This window comes from Bacillus sp. 2CMS4F (assembly GCF_023161785.1).
Lineage (GTDB): Bacteria > Bacillota > Bacilli > Bacillales > Bacillaceae > Bacillus > Bacillus halotolerans.
Genome location: NZ_JALNTO010000004.1, coordinates 114875 through 130926, shown reverse-complemented (window position 1 = coordinate 130926; position 16052 = coordinate 114875). Strand labels below are relative to the sequence as shown.

Here is a 16052-nt window from a genome sequence, read left to right as displayed (position 1 = left end):
AATCAGATTTTCACAGCATAGCCCCTTTTTGTATGGGCGCTTTACCAAAGTAAAGACAAAGGAGTTGGGCTTATGGTGACATTAGACGGTTCTTCATTGACAACAGCCGACGTCGCGCGAGTGCTGTTTGATTTTGAAGAGACAGCGGCTTCCGAAGAAAGTATGGAGCGTTTGAAAAAAAGCAGAGCCGCAGTGGAGCGGATTGTTCACGAAGAAAAGACAATATACGGCATTACCACCGGATTTGGCAAATTCAGTGATGTCCTGATTCAGAAGGAAGACTCGGCGGCGCTGCAGCTGAATTTAATTCTTTCTCATGCCTGCGGAGTCGGCGATCCTTTTCCTGAGTGTGTTTCCAGGGCAATGCTGCTTTTGCGCGCCAATGCGCTGTTAAAAGGGTTTTCCGGTGTGCGTGCTGAGCTGATTGAGCAATTGCTTGCTTTTTTAAATAAACTTGTCCATCCTGTCATTCCCCAGCAGGGATCACTTGGTGCAAGCGGAGATCTGGCGCCGCTCTCCCATCTGGCGCTTGCGCTGATCGGGCAAGGAGAAGTCTTTTTTGAGGGAGAAAGGATGCCGGCAATGAAAGGCTTGAAAAAAGCCGGCATTCAGCCGGTAGCGCTGACATCCAAGGAAGGGCTTGCCTTGATTAATGGGACTCAGGCCATGACTGCTATGGGTGTGGTTGCATACATTGAAGCGGAAAAACTAGCCTATCAAACAGAGCGCATTGCCAGCTTAACGATTGAAGGGCTCCGCGGAATTATCGATGCGTTTGACGAGGATATTCACTCCGCCCGCGGCTATCAGGAGCAGATCGATGTCGCAGAGCGAATCCGTTTTTATCTATCTGACAGCAGCCTGACGACCTCTCAAGGAGAACTGCGGGTCCAGGATGCCTATTCATTGCGCTGTATTCCGCAAGTGCACGGTGCGACCTGGCAGACGTTAGGCTACGTGAAAGAAAAATTAGAGATTGAGATGAATGCAGCTACAGACAATCCTCTTATTTTCAATGACGGTGACAAAGTCATCTCTGGCGGAAACTTTCACGGGCAGCCGATCGCCTTTGCCATGGATTTTCTAAAAATCGCAGTATCAGAGCTTGCGAATATCGCAGAGCGCAGGATCGAGCGCCTTGTGAACCCGCAGCTGAATGACCTGCCGCCGTTCCTAAGCCCTCATCCCGGTCTGCAATCCGGTGCAATGATCATGCAGTACGCCGCTGCCTCGCTTGTTTCTGAAAATAAAACACTGGCCCATCCTGCAAGTGTGGATTCTATTCCGTCATCCGCCAACCAAGAAGACCATGTCAGCATGGGAACCATCGCCGCGCGGCATGCTTATCAAGTGATCGCAAATACAAGGAGAGTCATTGCGATTGAAGCAATTTGCGCATTGCAGGCTGTTGAATACAGAGGCATAGAACATGCAGCGTCCTATACCAAACAGCTTTTTCAAGAAATGAGAAAAGTCGTGCCGTCTATTCAGCAGGACCGCGTATTTTCCTATGACATCGAACGCTTGACTGCCTGGCTGAAGAAGGAATCTTTATTACCATATCAACAGAACGAAGAATTGAGGGGGATGAACATATGACTGATGTAAAAAAATCAATCCGTGCCAACCGGGGGACAGAGCTTGAATGCTTAGGGTGGGAACAAGAGGCGGTGCTTCGGATGCTTCGCAACAACCTTGATCCAGATGTCGCCGAGAAGCCCGAGGACCTAATCGTATACGGCGGGATTGGCAAAGCCGCTCGGGATTGGGATGCATTTCGCGCCATTGAGCATTCTCTGAAAACACTAAAACATGATGAGACATTGCTCGTGCAATCCGGTAAACCCGTTGGCATGTTCCGTACGCACCAGCAGGCACCGCGCGTGCTTTTAGCAAACTCTGTTCTTGTTCCAAAGTGGGCGAACTGGGAGCATTTCCACGAGCTTGAGAAAAAAGGGTTAATGATGTACGGGCAAATGACAGCTGGCAGCTGGATTTACATTGGCTCACAAGGCATATTGCAAGGAACGTATGAAACCTTCGCTGAGCTCGCGAGACAGCATTTCGGAGGAACCTTAAAAGGGACATTGACGCTGACAGCAGGTCTCGGCGGAATGGGAGGCGCCCAGCCGCTGTCTGTCACGATGAATGACGGAGTTGTGATTGCCGTCGAGGTTGATGAAAAACGAATCGACAAACGAATTGAAACAAAATACTGTGACCGGAAAACAGCGTCGATTGAGGAAGCCTTAGCGTGGGCTGAAGAGGCAAAGCTGGCAGGAAAACCTCTCTCCATCGCTCTTCTCGGAAACGCGGCAGAGGTTCACCATACCCTTCTGAACCGCGGCGTCACCATTGATATCGTCACCGATCAGACGTCTGCCCATGACCCATTAATCGGTTACGTTCCCGAGGGCTATTCACTTGATGAAGCCGATCGCTTGCGCCAAGACAATCCAGACCTTTATGTGCGCCTTGCGAAACAAAGCATGAAAAAACATGTGGAAGCCATGCTGGCATTTCAACAAAAGGGCTCAGTTGTATTTGACTACGGCAACAATATCCGGCAAGTTGCTAAAGATGAAGGCCTGGAGAATGCCTTTGATTTTCCGGGATTTGTCCCTGCTTACATCCGTCCCTTATTCTGTGAAGGAAAAGGACCATTCCGCTGGGCGGCACTTTCCGGTGATCCGGCAGATATTTACCGTACGGATGCGTTATTAAAAGAACTGTTCCCGGCAAACAAGGCCCTTCACCGCTGGATCGATATGGCACAGGAAAAAGTCACGTTCCAAGGCTTGCCGTCCCGCATTTGCTGGCTTGGATATGGAGAACGAAAAAAGATGGGCCTTGCCATTAACGAATTGGTCCGAAACGGTGAGCTAAAAGCGCCTGTCGTGATTGGGAGAGATCATTTGGACTGCGGGTCTGTCGCCTCTCCAAACCGGGAAACTGAAGCGATGATAGACGGAAGTGACGCTGTCGGCGATTGGGCTGTGCTCAATGCGCTTGTCAACACGGCGGCGGGTGCAAGCTGGGTTTCCTTCCACCATGGCGGCGGCGTCGGAATGGGCTATTCCCTGCATGCCGGTATGGTCGCAGTTGCCGATGGAAGTGAGCTGGCTGACGAACGGCTCGCCAGGGTCTTAACGAGCGATCCGGGGATGGGCATTATCCGCCATGCGGATGCGGGTTATGAACGTGCCGTTGAAGTAGCGAAGAAGCAGGACATTATCGTGCCGATGCAAAAATAAGGGAGTGATAACATGCCGAAACAAATTGATACGATTCTCATCAACATCGGTCAGCTTTTGACGATGGAAAGCAGCGGCCCGCGCGCGGGCAACAGCATGCAGGATCTTCATGTGATCGAAGACGCTGTTGTCGGAATCCACGAACAGAAGATTGTGTTCGCGGGAAAAAAAGGGGCTGAAGCCGATTACGAGGCAGACGACATCATTGACTGTTCGGGACGGCTTGTAACGCCGGGCCTCGTCGATCCGCATACCCATCTTGTATTTGGCGGATCTCGGGAAAAGGAGATGAATCTAAAGCTTCAGGGCATCTCCTATTTAGATATTCTGGCGCAGGGAGGCGGTATTTTGTCCACTGTCAAAGACACCCGGGCCGCCTCGGAGGAAGAGCTGCTGCAAAAAGGCCGTTTTCATCTGCAAAGAATGCTGTCATACGGCACGACCACGGCTGAAGTGAAGAGCGGCTACGGCTTAGATAAAGATACAGAGCTGAAACAATTGCGCGTCGTGAAAAAACTGCACGAGAGCCAGCCCATTGACCTTGTCTCCACATTCATGGGGGCTCATGCCATTCCTCCTGAAGATAAGGACAGCCCCGATGAATTTTTAGATCGCATGCTGGATCTCTTGCCAGAAATAAAAGAGGAGGAGCTCGCAGCCTTTGCAGATATTTTTACAGAAACAGGCGTTTTTACAGTCAGTCAATCCCGACGTTACTTAAAAAAAGCGGCTGAGGCGGGATTCGGATTAAAAATCCACGCTGATGAAATTGATCCTCTTGGAGGAGCTGAATTAGCGGCTGAGCTAAGAGCTGTCTCAGCCGATCACTTGGTGGGCGCCTCTGATGAAGGCATACAGCAAATGGCTGAATCAGGAACCATCGCCGTCCTCTTGCCGGGCACGACATTTTATCTCGGCAAACACACATATGCCAGAGCAAGAGACATGATTGATGCGGGTGTACATGTCAGCCTGGCAACGGACTTTAACCCGGGCAGCTCCCCAACTGAAAATATTCAGCTGATCATGTCGATTGCCGCGCTTCATCTGAAAATGACCGCAGAAGAAATATGGCACGCGATCACAGTCAACGCCGCATATGCCATAGGAAAAGGCGAAGAAGCAGGGCAGCTCAAAGCTGGCCGCTCAGCTGATCTAGTCATTTGGCAAGCCTCGAATTACATGTATATTCCGTATCACTACGGCGTCAATCATGTACATCAAGTCATGAAAAACGGAACAATTGTTGTCAACAGGGAGGGAGCCATTCTTGGATAATTACCCTTTTCTCAGAGAGGCCGGTTCATCGTTTAAAGACCGGGATGTAACGAAAATGAGCGATCTGATAGAAAAATGGGATGGCCAAGGCATTAAGGGGCCGGCGCTGATAGGTGCCCCCCTGTCAAAATCATCCATCAGTCATTCCGGCGCTTCCTTTGCCCCCGGAACAATCCGCCAGGCTCTAAAACATTCATCGGCTTATTCTGCGGAGCTTGGGGAACATGTCGTATCAGATTTTCTTTATGATCTGGGGGATGTCGATATTCATGTGACTGATATCGTGAAATCACATGATCAAATCTTCCAAACCATGCATGCTCTGCTTTCAGATCACCCAGATTGGGTACCGCTCATACTCGGGGGAGATAACTCCATCAGCTACTCCACCATAAAAGCGATTGCGCAAACGAAAGGAACGACAGCCGTTATTCAATTTGATGCCCATCATGATGTGCGGAACACGGAGGACGGAGGGCCGACAAACGGCACCCCCTTTCGCCGCCTTTTGGATGAAGAGATCATAGAAGGCCAGCATTTGATTCAACTGGGTATCAGAGAATTCAGCAACAGCTTGGCTTATGAAACATACGCTAAAACTCATCACGTGGACATCCGCACGATGGGAATGATTCGTGAAAAAGGACTGATCCCGACCATTAAAGAGATCCTGCCTGCCGTTCAAACTAGAACAGACTTCATTTTCATATCTGTTGATATGGATGTCTTAGACCAGTCCCATGCACCCGGCTGTCCAGCGATTGGCCCGGGCGGCCTCTATACAGACGAATTACTCGAAGCAATCAAGTACATCGCACAAGAGCCCAATGTCGCAGGGATCGAAATCGTTGAAGTTGATCCCACCCTCGATTTTCGGGATATGACAAGCAGAGCCGCAGCTCACGTTCTGTTACACGCATTAAAAGGAATGAAACGCTCCCGATTCAAGTGATCTTCCGGCAGGTTGTATTTTGGTTACAAGAAAACTCATCTGCCTGATAAACGGCAGCTAAAAGGAGGACGAAACGGTGGGTCTTCAAGAGAAAAGCGGCCATCAGCTAAAACGGACAATGAAAAGCAGGCACTTATTTATGATTTCATTGGGAGGCGTCATAGGAACAGGACTTTTCCTCAGTACGGGCTATACGCTCAGCCAAGCCGGTCCCGGCGGTACGATACTCGCTTATTTAATCGGCGGATTGATGATGTACCTCGTCATGCAATGTCTCGGTGAATTGTCGGTCGCCATGCCGGTGACCGGTTCCTTTCAAAAATACGCCACAACATTTATCGGGCCATCTACCGGTTTTATGGTCGGCATCATGTACTGGGTGAATTGGGTGGTGACGGTAGGTTCTGAGTTTACCGCATCCGGTATTCTCATGCAGCGCTGGTTTCCTGACAGCAGCGTATGGATGTGGAGTGCGATTTTTGCAGCTCTCCTTTTCGTATGCAACGCATTTTCAGTCAAATTATTTGCGGAAACTGAATTTTGGTTTTCGAGCGTGAAGATTGTCACCATCATTTTATTTATCATTTTAGGAGGCGCCGCCATGTTTGGCTTGATCTCTTTAAACGGGACGGCTGATGCCCCTATGTTTTCAAATTTCACAGGTCATGGAGGATTGTTTCCGAACGGCTTTCTCGCTGTATTTATCGCCATGATATCTGTGAGTTTTGCCTTTTCCGGAACAGAATTAATCGGAGTCACAGCAGGTGAATCCGCAAATCCTCAAAAGGATATTCCGCGTTCCATCCGCAATGTCGCATGGCGGACAGTCATTTTTTTCATCGGTGCCGTCTTCGTATTATCCGGACTGATTTCATGGAAAGAAGCAGGAGTAATTGAAAGCCCCTTTGTAGCAGTATTTGCAGAAATCGGAATCCCGTACGCCGCAGATATTATGAATTTTGTTATATTAACAGCTTTGCTGTCCGTTGCCAATTCAGGCCTATATGCCTCAACCCGTATGCTGTGGTCGTTAGCAAATGAAAACATGATCAGCTCTCGTTTTAAAAAAGTCACATCTAAAGGCATTCCACTACATGCCTTAATCATCAGTATGGCTGTATCTTGTTTATCTCTCGTTTCCAGTATTGTGGCGCCTGGAACTGTTTATGTGGTGATGGTAGCGATTGCTGGATTTGCAGGGGTCGTGGTCTGGATGAGCATTGCGCTGTCTCAACTCTTGTTCCGAAAGAGATTTCTTAAAAAAGGGGGGAATGTAAAAGATCTGACATTTCGCACACCGCTTTATCCTCTTATGCCTATAGCCGCTCTTTTATTATGTTCAGCTTCTTGTATCGGTCTCGCTTTTGATCCCAATCAAAGAATCGCTCTCTTCTGCGGAATTCCTTGTATCATCCTATGCTATCTCATCTACTATTTCAGAAGAAATCTTACGAAAGCAAAAAAAATCGGACAAGAGGAATATCCGATTGATCACATCCTTTAATCAAAACAGCACACCCCACTCAGGATGGGATGTGCTTTATTTTTATTCTGTAATTAACGTATGAATCAGCTTTGGCGCCTGCGCCTCCGCTGCGATACGGATATTGTCATATACTTTCGCGATGACTTCATCGACATTTTCCCGGTTGGCATAGAGCGTAACGAGAGGTTCGCCTTTTTCAACCTTGTCGCCGACCTTTTTGCGGAGCATGATGCCGACGGCTAAATCGATTTCGTCTTCTTTTGTGGCGCGCCCGGCACCTAACAGCATGGCTGCGACGCCGATTTCGTCTGCGACAATTTCGGAGATGACACCCGCTTCTTTGGCTGGCACATCAATGTGATAAGCCGCTTGCGGAAGCTTAGACGGATCATCAACAATCGAGCTGTCACCGCCTTGGTTTTTCAAGAAATCTTTGAATTTCTCAAGCGCTTTGCCGTTTTTCATGACCTCTTCAAGCTTTGCTCTTGCTTCGTCTAATGTACCTGCTTTTTTCGCAAGCACGACCATCTGGCTGCCGAGTGTTAAGACAAGCTCGTGCAGGTCTTCAGGGCCTTCGCCTCTGAGCGTGTCAATCGCTTCTTTCACTTCAAGCGCATTTCCGATCGCAAAGCCGAGCGGCTGGGACATGTCGGAGATGACAGCCATCGTTTGGCGGCCGACCTTGTTGCCGATTCGCACCATTGCTTTCGCGAGTTCAGCTGCATCTTCCTCTGTTTTCATGAAGGCGCCCGCTCCCGTTTTCACGTCAAGCACGATCGCGTCTGCTCCGGCAGCGATTTTTTTGCTCATAATGGAGCTAGCGATAAGCGGGATGGAATTCACCGTACCCGTTACATCTCGCAGGGCGTACAGTTTTTTATCCGCCGGCGTTAAGTTGCCGCTTTGGCCAATGACGGCAACCTTGTCGCGGTTCACAAGCTTAATAAATTCTTCCTTTGACAGTTCCACGTGAAACCCGTCGATCGCCTCTAATTTATCAATTGTTCCGCCTGTATGGCCGAGGCCGCGGCCGGACATTTTGGCAACCGGCACATCAAGAGCCGCGACAAGCGGTGCAAGCACGAGTGTTGTCGTGTCGCCGACGCCGCCGGTTGAATGTTTATCCACTTTAATTCCTTCGATGGCAGAAAGATCAATCGTTTCACCGGAGTTCACCATAGCCATTGTTAAGTCCGCCCGTTCACGATCACTCATATCCTGGAAGAAAATCGCCATGGCAAGCGCGCTTGCCTGATAATCAGGAATGCTTCCGTCCGTATAGCCGTTTACGAAAAACTGGATTTCTTCTGTGGTGAGTTCTTTTCCGTTTTGTTTTTTGATGATAATATCTACCATTCTCATTATAGTCACCGATCCTTTTCGATTATGTTCAGTAAATCAGACCTACAACTGCCGCTGTTAAAAAGCTGACAAGCGTGGCACCGTATAATAATTTCAGACCGAAGCGAGCAACGACGTTTCCTTGCTTTTCATTCAGACCCTTTACAGCACCGGCAATGATACCGATGGAAGAGAAGTTCGCGAACGAAACGAGGAATACTGAGACAATCGCTGTTGTACGGCCGCTGAAATGAAAACCGTTTTGCGAAAGAGACGTCATGGCGACAAATTCGTTCGATACCATTTTTGTTGCCATAATGCTTCCGGCGTTAACAGCTTCATTCCATGGAATACCAACAAGAAAAGCGAATGGAGCAAACACATATCCAAGCAGGTCTTGGAAGGAAATACCGAGTACAGCGTTAAAAATACCATTGATCAAAGCAATAATCGCGACAAATCCGATCAGCATCGCTGCGACAACAACCGCTACTTTGAAACCATCTAAGATGTATTCTCCGAGCACTTCGAAGAAGGATTGTTTTTCTTCATTTTCTACACGAAGCATATCCTCATCTTTTGCGACCTCGTAAGGATTAATAATAGAGGCAATGATAAAACCGCCAAATAAGTTCAATACAAGAGCCGTTACGACGTATTCAGGCTTCAGCATCGTCATGTAAGCACCGACGATTGACATGGATACGGTTGACATCGCAGAAGCGCAAAGCGTGTACAACCGCTGCTGTGACAGTAAACCGAGTTCTTTCTTTAAGGAGATAAATACTTCTGATTGCCCTAAAATCGCAGATGCAACAGCATTGTACGACTCCAGTCTTCCCATCCCGTTAACCTTGCTGAGGGCAAGGCCGATGTATTTAATAATAAACGGGAGGATCTTCCATTTTTGCAGAATCCCGATGAGTGCTGAAATAAATACAATCGGCAAGAGAACGTTCATAAAGAATGTCGATTGATCCGCATTCACCAAACCGCCAAACACAAAGTTGATTCCTTCTGCCGCATAGCCCAGCAGGTAGCTGAATCCTTGTGCAAATCCTCCTACGAGAAAATTCCCGATCCCCGTATTGAGGAGAATGTAACCGAGAATAAACTGCAAAATGAGCATGACAATAATTGGGCGGATCTTAATTCTTTTTTTGCCGCTGCTCGCGATCCACGCAAGGCCTAAAAACACGATTAAACCGATAATCCCAATCAAATACTTCATATGTGTTTCTCCTTTATTTGTATTCGCTTACATTATTATTTCCCTGGAAAGAAAAGAAGGGCACGGAAAGCGAAGTGCCTTCCGTCTGCTTCTTAATAATTATCTCCGCCGGCTCCGTTCTCTCCTTTTACAATGGAAACACCTGCGCTTGCGCCAATGCGGCTTGCACCTGCTTCGATCATCGTGTCTACATCTTCTTTCGTTCTGATACCCCCGGATGCTTTTACGCCGATATCAGGGCCTACTGTTTTGCGCATTAAAGCGATATCTTCCTTCGTTGCGCCGCCTGTTGAGAAGCCTGTTGAAGTTTTCACGAAATCCGCTCCCGCAGAAACCGCTAAACGGCATGCACGCTCTTTTTCTTCATCTGTCAGCAGGCATGTTTCAATAATGACTTTGACAAGCGCTTTTCCGGCTGCAGCTTCCACCACACCGCGAATATCCGCTTCCACCACGTCATCTTCTTTGTCTTTCAAAGCAGCGATGTTAATGACCATGTCCACTTCAGTGGCGCCTTTTGAAATCGCATCCTTCGTTTCGAACGCTTTTGTTTCTGTTGTGTTGGCGCCGAGCGGGAAGCCGATGACTGTACATACGTCAACTCCTGTGCCCTCAAGCTCTTTTGCAGCCAGCTGCACCCATGTCGGGTTTACACATACAGAAGCGAATTTGTATGTTTTCGCTTCTTCTATTAATTTCAAAATATCCGCTTTTTGTGTATGCGGTTTCAAAGCTGTATGATCAATTTTATTGGCTAATGTCATCCTTCGCACACTTCCTTTTTTGTTAAGATATTTTTTAGCATACCCGACTTTTGAACATATGTAAATTGGTAATTGAAATTTTGTTCAGCGAACGGTCTGAAGGTGTCACAAATCATTAACAAGTGCCCTTGCGGTATGCTGGTCAATGATTAACACATTGGCATATTTTCCTGTTAACGCACCATGGATGGAGGACACTTTTCGGCTTCCGCCGGCCACTAGTATAGAGCGTTCCTTCAGCCTCAGATCCTCAAGCTCGACGCCGATGGTCCGGTCATTGATGGCGGTGCTGCAAATCTTCCCTTCCTCGTCAAAGAAACGCGAACAGATATCTCCGACAGCCTGATGTTTCAGCAACGCTTTCTCTTCTTCGTTAAAATAGCCGAGCCGGAATAACAGCGCTTCGTCACGGACTGTTCCCACCGTGAAAAGAGCGATATTCGCCTGCTTGCCCATCTCAATGATCCGCTCGATATGACGGTCTTTCTCCACCATTTTCTTCACATCCGCATTATCAAACACGACGGGAAGCGGAAGATAGCGCGGCATCGTTTGAAAAGCCTCTGCAAACAGCTGAATCGTTTCAGCTGAATAGGTGTTTACCCGGGAATGGCTGATGCCGCCTTTCAGCTGGACGACCTCTACGCCTTTTACCTGCTTTGGCTGCATGTTTTGCGCGATCTGATACATGGTGGTTCCCCAGCTGACGCCGACGATGTCGCCGTCTTTTACCGTTTCATGCATATATTCTGCACCGTAACGGCTCAAGTCATGTGTGATTGCTGCATAGTCCGGTGTCGGAGAAAACACAACGTGCGCTTCGAGAAGCCCGTATTTCTCTTCCAGCATGGAACCGAGCGCATCTAAATCCTCAAAAGGGTCCATCACGCGAATTTGGACAAATCCTTTTTCTTTTGCGTATTGCAGCAATCGGGAAACGGTCGGCCTTGAAATGCTGAGCTGCTCTGCGATTTGCTGCTGACTGTAGTCAGACTGATAATAAAGCCTTGCCGCTTCTATGCTTAATTGTTGTTTTTCCCGATCCATTCCGCACCTCCCTTGGATCAGTTCATGGTGAACCTGCTTTTGATTTGCTTTTATTATACAGGCTGGCAACAGCTTTCATCCACCTGATTTGCAAGAAACTGAAAAACGCTCTGGCACAGATCTGCCCAGAGCTTATTTTTCCCACTTCATATATTGATAAATGCCTTTCATGATGGCGTATATTCCATATAACACAAGCCCGCACGCCAAAAAGATCAGAATCACTCTGCCATGCGGCTGCTGCGCGAGCTCGGCGAGCGCCCCGTCAAAGCCTCTTGTGTCGTCCGGATCAGAGGTGAGAGCGGTTTTTATGAGAAAGAAACCGATGGCTGAGAAAATAATGGCACGGGCGATGTTGCCTGCGCGTCCTGTGTTTTTTACAATACATATCATTTCTTTGCTCATTTTTGACGTATCGAATTCTCTCATAAAAGAAGCCCGGATACCTTTCATGAATTGAACCATCGCAAATAGGATAAAGCCCGATCCTGTGAGTCCCGTCAGCCACTGGCCAAACGGCTGCGCCAATACATAAGCGGACCACGTCTGTTCTGAAGTGCTGCCGCTCCCATGATCAAAGACAAACCGAAGGGCATTCCACGCAATCGATGCGTATATGGCGGCGCTGAATAAATTTCCTGTTCTTCGCGACAGGCCCCGTCTTCCCGTGCCATGGCCCTCTGTATCCTTAATCGCACTCAGCACCATCCATATGACATACCCGATGAGCCCAATCCCGATGAAGAAAAGCAGAATCGATCCGTATGGCATGCGTGATAAGGTTTGGAGCGCTCCGCTTGAATCCTTTGCCCCGCTGCCAGCTCCGGCAGCCGTCATCAATGCCAGAATGCCGAGCAAGATAAAAACGCCGCCGAATGTAAAATAACCAAGCCTTCCGAATCGCTGTATCCAAGGCTTGGTTTCCTGTTTTATTTTAGAGATGCACTGGTCCTTCGCATCCATGTGCCCAACCCTCTTTCCGGAAACGTTACTGTATCATTTCCCGAATGAGGAGAGTTGAAACAGACTATCCTTCAAGAGAATCGTGTCTTTGCTTTTTGGCCGTATAGGCGGGTGTCGTCCACGCAGCTGCCGCGACAGCCGTAATGCCGCCAGCTAATTTCCCGATGATCATGGCCGCTGCCATTTCTTTCTTCATTCCCGCCACAAAGCCGAGATGGCTGCCGAGCACAAAGGCTGCGCTGACCGCAAATGCGACATTGATAACCTTTCCTCTCGGCGTCATGTCTTTTAATAAGGCGAGCATGGGGATAAGATGTGCCAAAGAAGCAACCATTCCCGCTGTCGCTGCCTGATCTAAGTGTAACAGCCTGCCTAATGTATGGAGCGGTTTCTCAAAAGCTTTTGTGATAAAAGCTGTCAGCGGAAAAGCGCCCGCCAATACAACCGCGATGGTGCCTACGGTTTGTATGCCTGTTTCAATCTTTTCGAGGCCAGGTATTAATACAAAGCCTGTCATTGTTTCAATCGAGACAGCAACAAGCCCAATGATCGCAACAATACTGACAGCCTTCCCGAAAACGTGAAATACGCGGATTGTCTTGTCGGTGCAGCGCCATAGACCAAAAGCGATAACCGCAGAAAAAAGACTTGGAATCAAAATGTTTTTCAGGATTAATACCAGCTCAAATCCCGCAGCTAACCCGCCTGCGAAGCATCCGATCGGCACAGTGCACAGTCCGATTAAAATGCCTTTTGCAAAATACGGGTGATCCTGTTTTTCAATCATGCCAAGAGCGACGGGAATGGTGAACACGATCGCCGGCCCCATCATCGTCCCCAGAAATACCCATGAAAACAAGCCTGCGTCCGGATCTTTCGCCATTTCTTCTGCCAGCGCATAGCCTCCCATATCAATGGCCAAAATGGTGTTGGCAAAGGAGGAAGGGTCTGCGCCAATGGCGGCATAGACCGGAGACACGACGGGAATCAGTATGGCCGCAAGCACTGGCGCCAGCGACACAATCCCGACCATTGACAGCGCAAGCGGCCCCATGGCATTAAAGCCATCCGCAAACCGCTCGCCAAGCCCCCACCTGTTTCCCAAGCAATAATCGGCTGCTCCCACTAATAAAAAGACTGCCAGAATACATACAACCGCATCATTCACCGTCATGGCCTTTCTCCTTTTTCAAACGTATGATTTGGCTTTATCATATCATCTGAAGGAGGGGATGAGAGGCGGATTCTAATCTAAATACGATATAAATTCTTTCATGTCAGCGCGCTCAATGGCCCCTATGATATGCGATGCTTTTTGCACATCACTTGGCAGCGCTGATTTTAATTTTTCTTTTACATCTTCTTCAGACAGACCGTTTCCGGGAGCTCCCTTCGGGCAGTCCACCCGCGCTTCACATATGCGTCCATCTGATAAAAACGCCCGAACAATGGTGAAACGGCCTTTCGGAACCGCTTGAGAGGCTGGCTGAATGCGATTGTCATACACACGCTGAATATGACGCATTGCGGCCTGCATATGATTTGGTATGAGCTCGCTGTTGAAATGTTCAGCAATCAGCTTCTGTCCGTGCAGGGCAAGGGCAATGACATATTCAACGCTGAAGCGGCCTTCCTCTCCTGTTTTTGGTGATCTTGCCGTTAATGCAGCATCTCCGCCAGGCGGAAAAACGACTTCAATCCGTTCTGTATTGTCAGCAGAAATGGCTTCCTGAGAGATAAGCTCGCGAATGGCATCTGCCGCGTGGTGCGCCGCAGAACAAAATGGATAGATTTTAAACCATAAACCTGGCTTCACGATTCTCCATGGTTTGCCCCAATGGCTTAACAGCGTGGTTTGAGCCTTGTCTACATCACCGTATAGGCTGAAGAAACCTTTTTCTCCATCCAGTGCCGTACGAGAGCCTCCAACATCAGATTGGGCCAGTTTAACAGCAAGTAAGCCTGATTGAGCTGCCAGCCCTGCGTGCAGCGGTTTCATTTCTGTGCCGAATTGCACCCTCATTCCGGCAGACTGCGTTGCGGCAAAACCAATTGCTTTTTCCATTTCTTCTTGAGTGAGTTCCTCCGCGAACCCTACAGCACAGGCGGCGGCTATGGCCCCGAGCGTTCCCGTATTGTGCCAGCCTTTTTCATAGTGCGGGCTGCCAATCGACTCCCCAAGCCTTGCCATTACTTCCACACCGACAATATAAGCGCCAAGAAGCCGCTCGTCACTTTCTCGAGCGGCAGCTGAAGCAATGAGTGCCGGCAAAATAACTGCACTCGGATGTCCCCTTACATCGGAATGGACATCATCGAAATCCAGCGCATGGGCGATAAATCCATTGAGCAGCGCAGATTGTAATGGCGCTGCCTTTTTCCCTTGTCCGATAATAGGGACAAGGGGCGTGCCGCCTTCCTCTTCGATCAGATGCAAAAGCTTTTGAATGCCGTTTTCTTCTTTTCCGGCAAATGATGCGGCTGTAAAATCGAGCAATCCCTTTTTGGCTTCACGCATCGCGTCAGTGGCGTTCTCAGGCTGTGATAATCTTACGGCGTCAGCAAGACCTGCTGTCAGTTCTGTTTGGATCATTTGATTGACCCCAGTACAATAACAGCCAGCTCAGCAAAGTAGCTGGATGCAACTTGCAGTGCGTCTTCATCCAATGTAAACGCCGGGTGATGCCACTCCTCTGTACCGTTCGTTCCCATCCACACAAAAAATCCCGGGATCTTCTCTTGATACAGAGCGAAGTCTTCTCCGCCCGGAGATTGCTCCGCATGAACCGTTTGATAGCCAAGCCGGGCCGCAGCTTCTGACGCCGCGTTCAAAAACGTGCCGTCATTCTGAACGGACGGCAAATAAGGAAACCACCGGAATTCGGCCTGTGCCCCGAAGCCCGCGGCGATTCCTTCAGCCACTCGTTTCATATGCTCCGGAACGGCCTTTCTCGCTTCTTTTTGGAAGGTGCGAACGGTGCCCTCCATTTCAGCCTGGTCCGGAATCACGTTCCATGAACTGCCTGCCTGTAATCTTGTGATACTGACGACCGCGTTTTGCAGTGAGCTGATGTTGCGGCTGACCACAGATTGCAGACCGCTGACCATTTGGCCTGCCGCTGCTATGGGATCAATGCTGTTATTGGGAATGCCGGCGTGTCCGCCTTTTCCTTTCACAACAATCTCAAACCGGTCTACGCTTGCCATAAGCGGACCTTCCTTTATCCCAATGGTGCCGACAGGCAAATCAGGCTTATTGTGCATGCCAAAAATGGCAGAAACATCATCCAGCACGCCTGCTTCTATGACTTTCCTTGCTCCTGCGGCGATTTCTTCCGCTGGCTGAAAGATCAAGCGGACCGTGCCTTTCAGCTCGTCTCTTCTTTTATTCAGCAAAATGGCCGTGCCGATAATGGAAGCTGTATGAAAGTCATGCCCGCACGCATGCATCGCGCCGTCAATCTTAGAGGCAAACGGCAGGTTCGTTTGTTCTTGGATCGGGAGCGCATCAATGTCCGCTCGTATCGCGATCACAGGTCCGTCTGACTGCCCTTTGATTTCCGCAATTACACCTGTTTCTAATTGAGGAACGTCAAGAATCTCTATATGTTCTTCCTCGAGCCAGCGGCGGATTTTTTTTGTCGTTTCAAACTCTTCAAATGAAAGTTCAGGGTGTGCATGAAGGTCACGCCGCATATTGATTAAACGTGTATGAAACGTTTCTTCGGCCATTCTT

At 48.9% G+C, this 16052-nt stretch carries 13 protein-coding genes; 5 read left to right on the top strand and 8 right to left on the bottom strand.

The window, feature by feature from the left end:
- The first annotated feature begins 72 nt into the window (after window positions 1-72).
- The 5 genes from hutH (at window position 73) to MTN95_RS08845 (ending at window position 6988) form a co-directional block, all read left to right on the top strand.
- Window positions 73-1599 (top strand): histidine ammonia-lyase, encoded by a 1527-nt coding sequence (gene hutH / locus MTN95_RS08865; protein ID WP_248337830.1) that lies wholly within the window; start codon window positions 73-75, stop codon window positions 1597-1599.
- Window positions 1596-3254, top strand: coding sequence for a urocanate hydratase (gene hutU / locus MTN95_RS08860; RefSeq protein WP_202853170.1), 1659 nt, complete (start codon window positions 1596-1598; stop codon window positions 3252-3254). Before hutH ends, hutU begins: the two co-directional genes overlap by 4 nt.
- Before the next feature lie 12 nt (window positions 3255-3266).
- The gene (hutI, locus tag MTN95_RS08855) at window positions 3267-4532 is read left to right on the top strand and encodes an imidazolonepropionase (RefSeq protein ID WP_248337828.1); all 1266 of its coding nucleotides are present in this window, start codon (window positions 3267-3269) and stop codon (window positions 4530-4532) included.
- Complete coding sequence (gene hutG / locus MTN95_RS08850) at window positions 4525-5484, top strand: formimidoylglutamase (protein WP_202853168.1); 960 nt, start codon at window positions 4525-4527, stop codon at window positions 5482-5484. The genes hutI and hutG overlap by 8 nt, the downstream gene beginning before the upstream one ends.
- Before the next feature lie 76 nt (window positions 5485-5560).
- Window positions 5561-6988: an amino acid permease gene (locus MTN95_RS08845; RefSeq protein WP_105991045.1), complete on the top strand. Its 1428-nt coding sequence runs from the start codon at window positions 5561-5563 to the stop codon at window positions 6986-6988.
- Between the two features lie 42 nt (window positions 6989-7030).
- Here the strand turns inward: MTN95_RS08845 and MTN95_RS08840 are convergent, their stop codons facing one another.
- From MTN95_RS08840 to MTN95_RS08805, 8 genes are all read right to left on the bottom strand, one after another.
- Window positions 7031-8332, bottom strand: a complete 1302-nt coding sequence (locus MTN95_RS08840) for a pyrimidine-nucleoside phosphorylase (RefSeq protein ID WP_248337826.1) — start codon at window positions 8330-8332, stop codon at window positions 7031-7033.
- Window positions 8333-8360: 28 nt separating this feature from the next.
- Window positions 8361-9542 carry a nucleoside permease NupC gene (gene nupC, locus MTN95_RS08835; protein WP_024123414.1) on the bottom strand — a complete coding sequence of 394 codons (1182 nt, stop codon included), beginning with the start codon at window positions 9540-9542 and terminating at the stop codon, window positions 8361-8363.
- Window positions 9543-9634: 92 nt separating this feature from the next.
- Complete coding sequence (gene deoC / locus MTN95_RS08830) at window positions 9635-10306, bottom strand: deoxyribose-phosphate aldolase (RefSeq protein WP_059353261.1); 672 nt, start codon at window positions 10304-10306, stop codon at window positions 9635-9637.
- Window positions 10307-10411: 105 nt separating this feature from the next.
- Window positions 10412-11353 (bottom strand): DNA-binding transcriptional repressor DeoR, encoded by a 942-nt coding sequence (gene deoR, locus MTN95_RS08825; protein WP_103672009.1) that lies wholly within the window; start codon window positions 11351-11353, stop codon window positions 10412-10414.
- 132 nt (window positions 11354-11485) lie between these two features.
- The gene (locus MTN95_RS08820) at window positions 11486-12316 is read right to left on the bottom strand and encodes a DUF1206 domain-containing protein (protein ID WP_105991047.1); all 831 of its coding nucleotides are present in this window, start codon (window positions 12314-12316) and stop codon (window positions 11486-11488) included.
- Between the two features lie 64 nt (window positions 12317-12380).
- The gene (gene eutH, locus MTN95_RS08815; RefSeq protein ID WP_248337824.1) at window positions 12381-13490 is read right to left on the bottom strand and encodes an ethanolamine utilization protein EutH; all 1110 of its coding nucleotides are present in this window, start codon (window positions 13488-13490) and stop codon (window positions 12381-12383) included.
- A 72-nt stretch (window positions 13491-13562) separates the two neighbouring features.
- Window positions 13563-14909, bottom strand: a complete 1347-nt coding sequence (locus MTN95_RS08810; RefSeq protein ID WP_248337822.1) for an MmgE/PrpD family protein — start codon at window positions 14907-14909, stop codon at window positions 13563-13565.
- Entirely contained in the window at window positions 14906-16048 is a 1143-nt protein-coding gene (locus MTN95_RS08805) for a M20 peptidase aminoacylase family protein (RefSeq protein ID WP_248337819.1), read from the bottom strand. Before MTN95_RS08805 ends, MTN95_RS08810 begins: the two co-directional genes overlap by 4 nt.
- Window positions 16049-16052: the final 4 nt, after the last annotated feature.

Bases quoted from the DNA above. Each gene is read 5' to 3' on its own strand.
- nupC (WP_024123414.1), bottom strand. From the start codon at position 9,542: ATGAAGTATTTGATTGGGATTATCGGTTTAATCGTGTTTTTAGGCCTT.
- MTN95_RS08805 (WP_248337819.1), bottom strand. From the start codon at position 16,048: ATGGCCGAAGAAACGTTTCATACACGTTTAATCAATATGCGGCGTGAC.
- MTN95_RS08810 (WP_248337822.1), bottom strand. From the start codon at position 14,909: ATGATCCAAACAGAACTGACAGCAGGTCTTGCTGACGCCGTAAGATTA.
- hutU (WP_202853170.1), top strand. From the start codon at position 1,596: ATGACTGATGTAAAAAAATCAATCCGTGCCAACCGGGGGACAGAGCTT.
- MTN95_RS08840 (WP_248337826.1), bottom strand. From the start codon at position 8,332: ATGAGAATGGTAGATATTATCATCAAAAAACAAAACGGAAAAGAACTC.
- hutI (WP_248337828.1), top strand. From the start codon at position 3,267: ATGCCGAAACAAATTGATACGATTCTCATCAACATCGGTCAGCTTTTG.
- deoC (WP_059353261.1), bottom strand. From the start codon at position 10,306: ATGACATTAGCCAATAAAATTGATCATACAGCTTTGAAACCGCATACA.
- hutH (WP_248337830.1), top strand. From the start codon at position 73: ATGGTGACATTAGACGGTTCTTCATTGACAACAGCCGACGTCGCGCGA.
- eutH (WP_248337824.1), bottom strand. From the start codon at position 13,490: ATGACGGTGAATGATGCGGTTGTATGTATTCTGGCAGTCTTTTTATTA.
- MTN95_RS08820 (WP_105991047.1), bottom strand. From the start codon at position 12,316: ATGGATGCGAAGGACCAGTGCATCTCTAAAATAAAACAGGAAACCAAG.
- deoR (WP_103672009.1), bottom strand. From the start codon at position 11,353: ATGGATCGGGAAAAACAACAATTAAGCATAGAAGCGGCAAGGCTTTAT.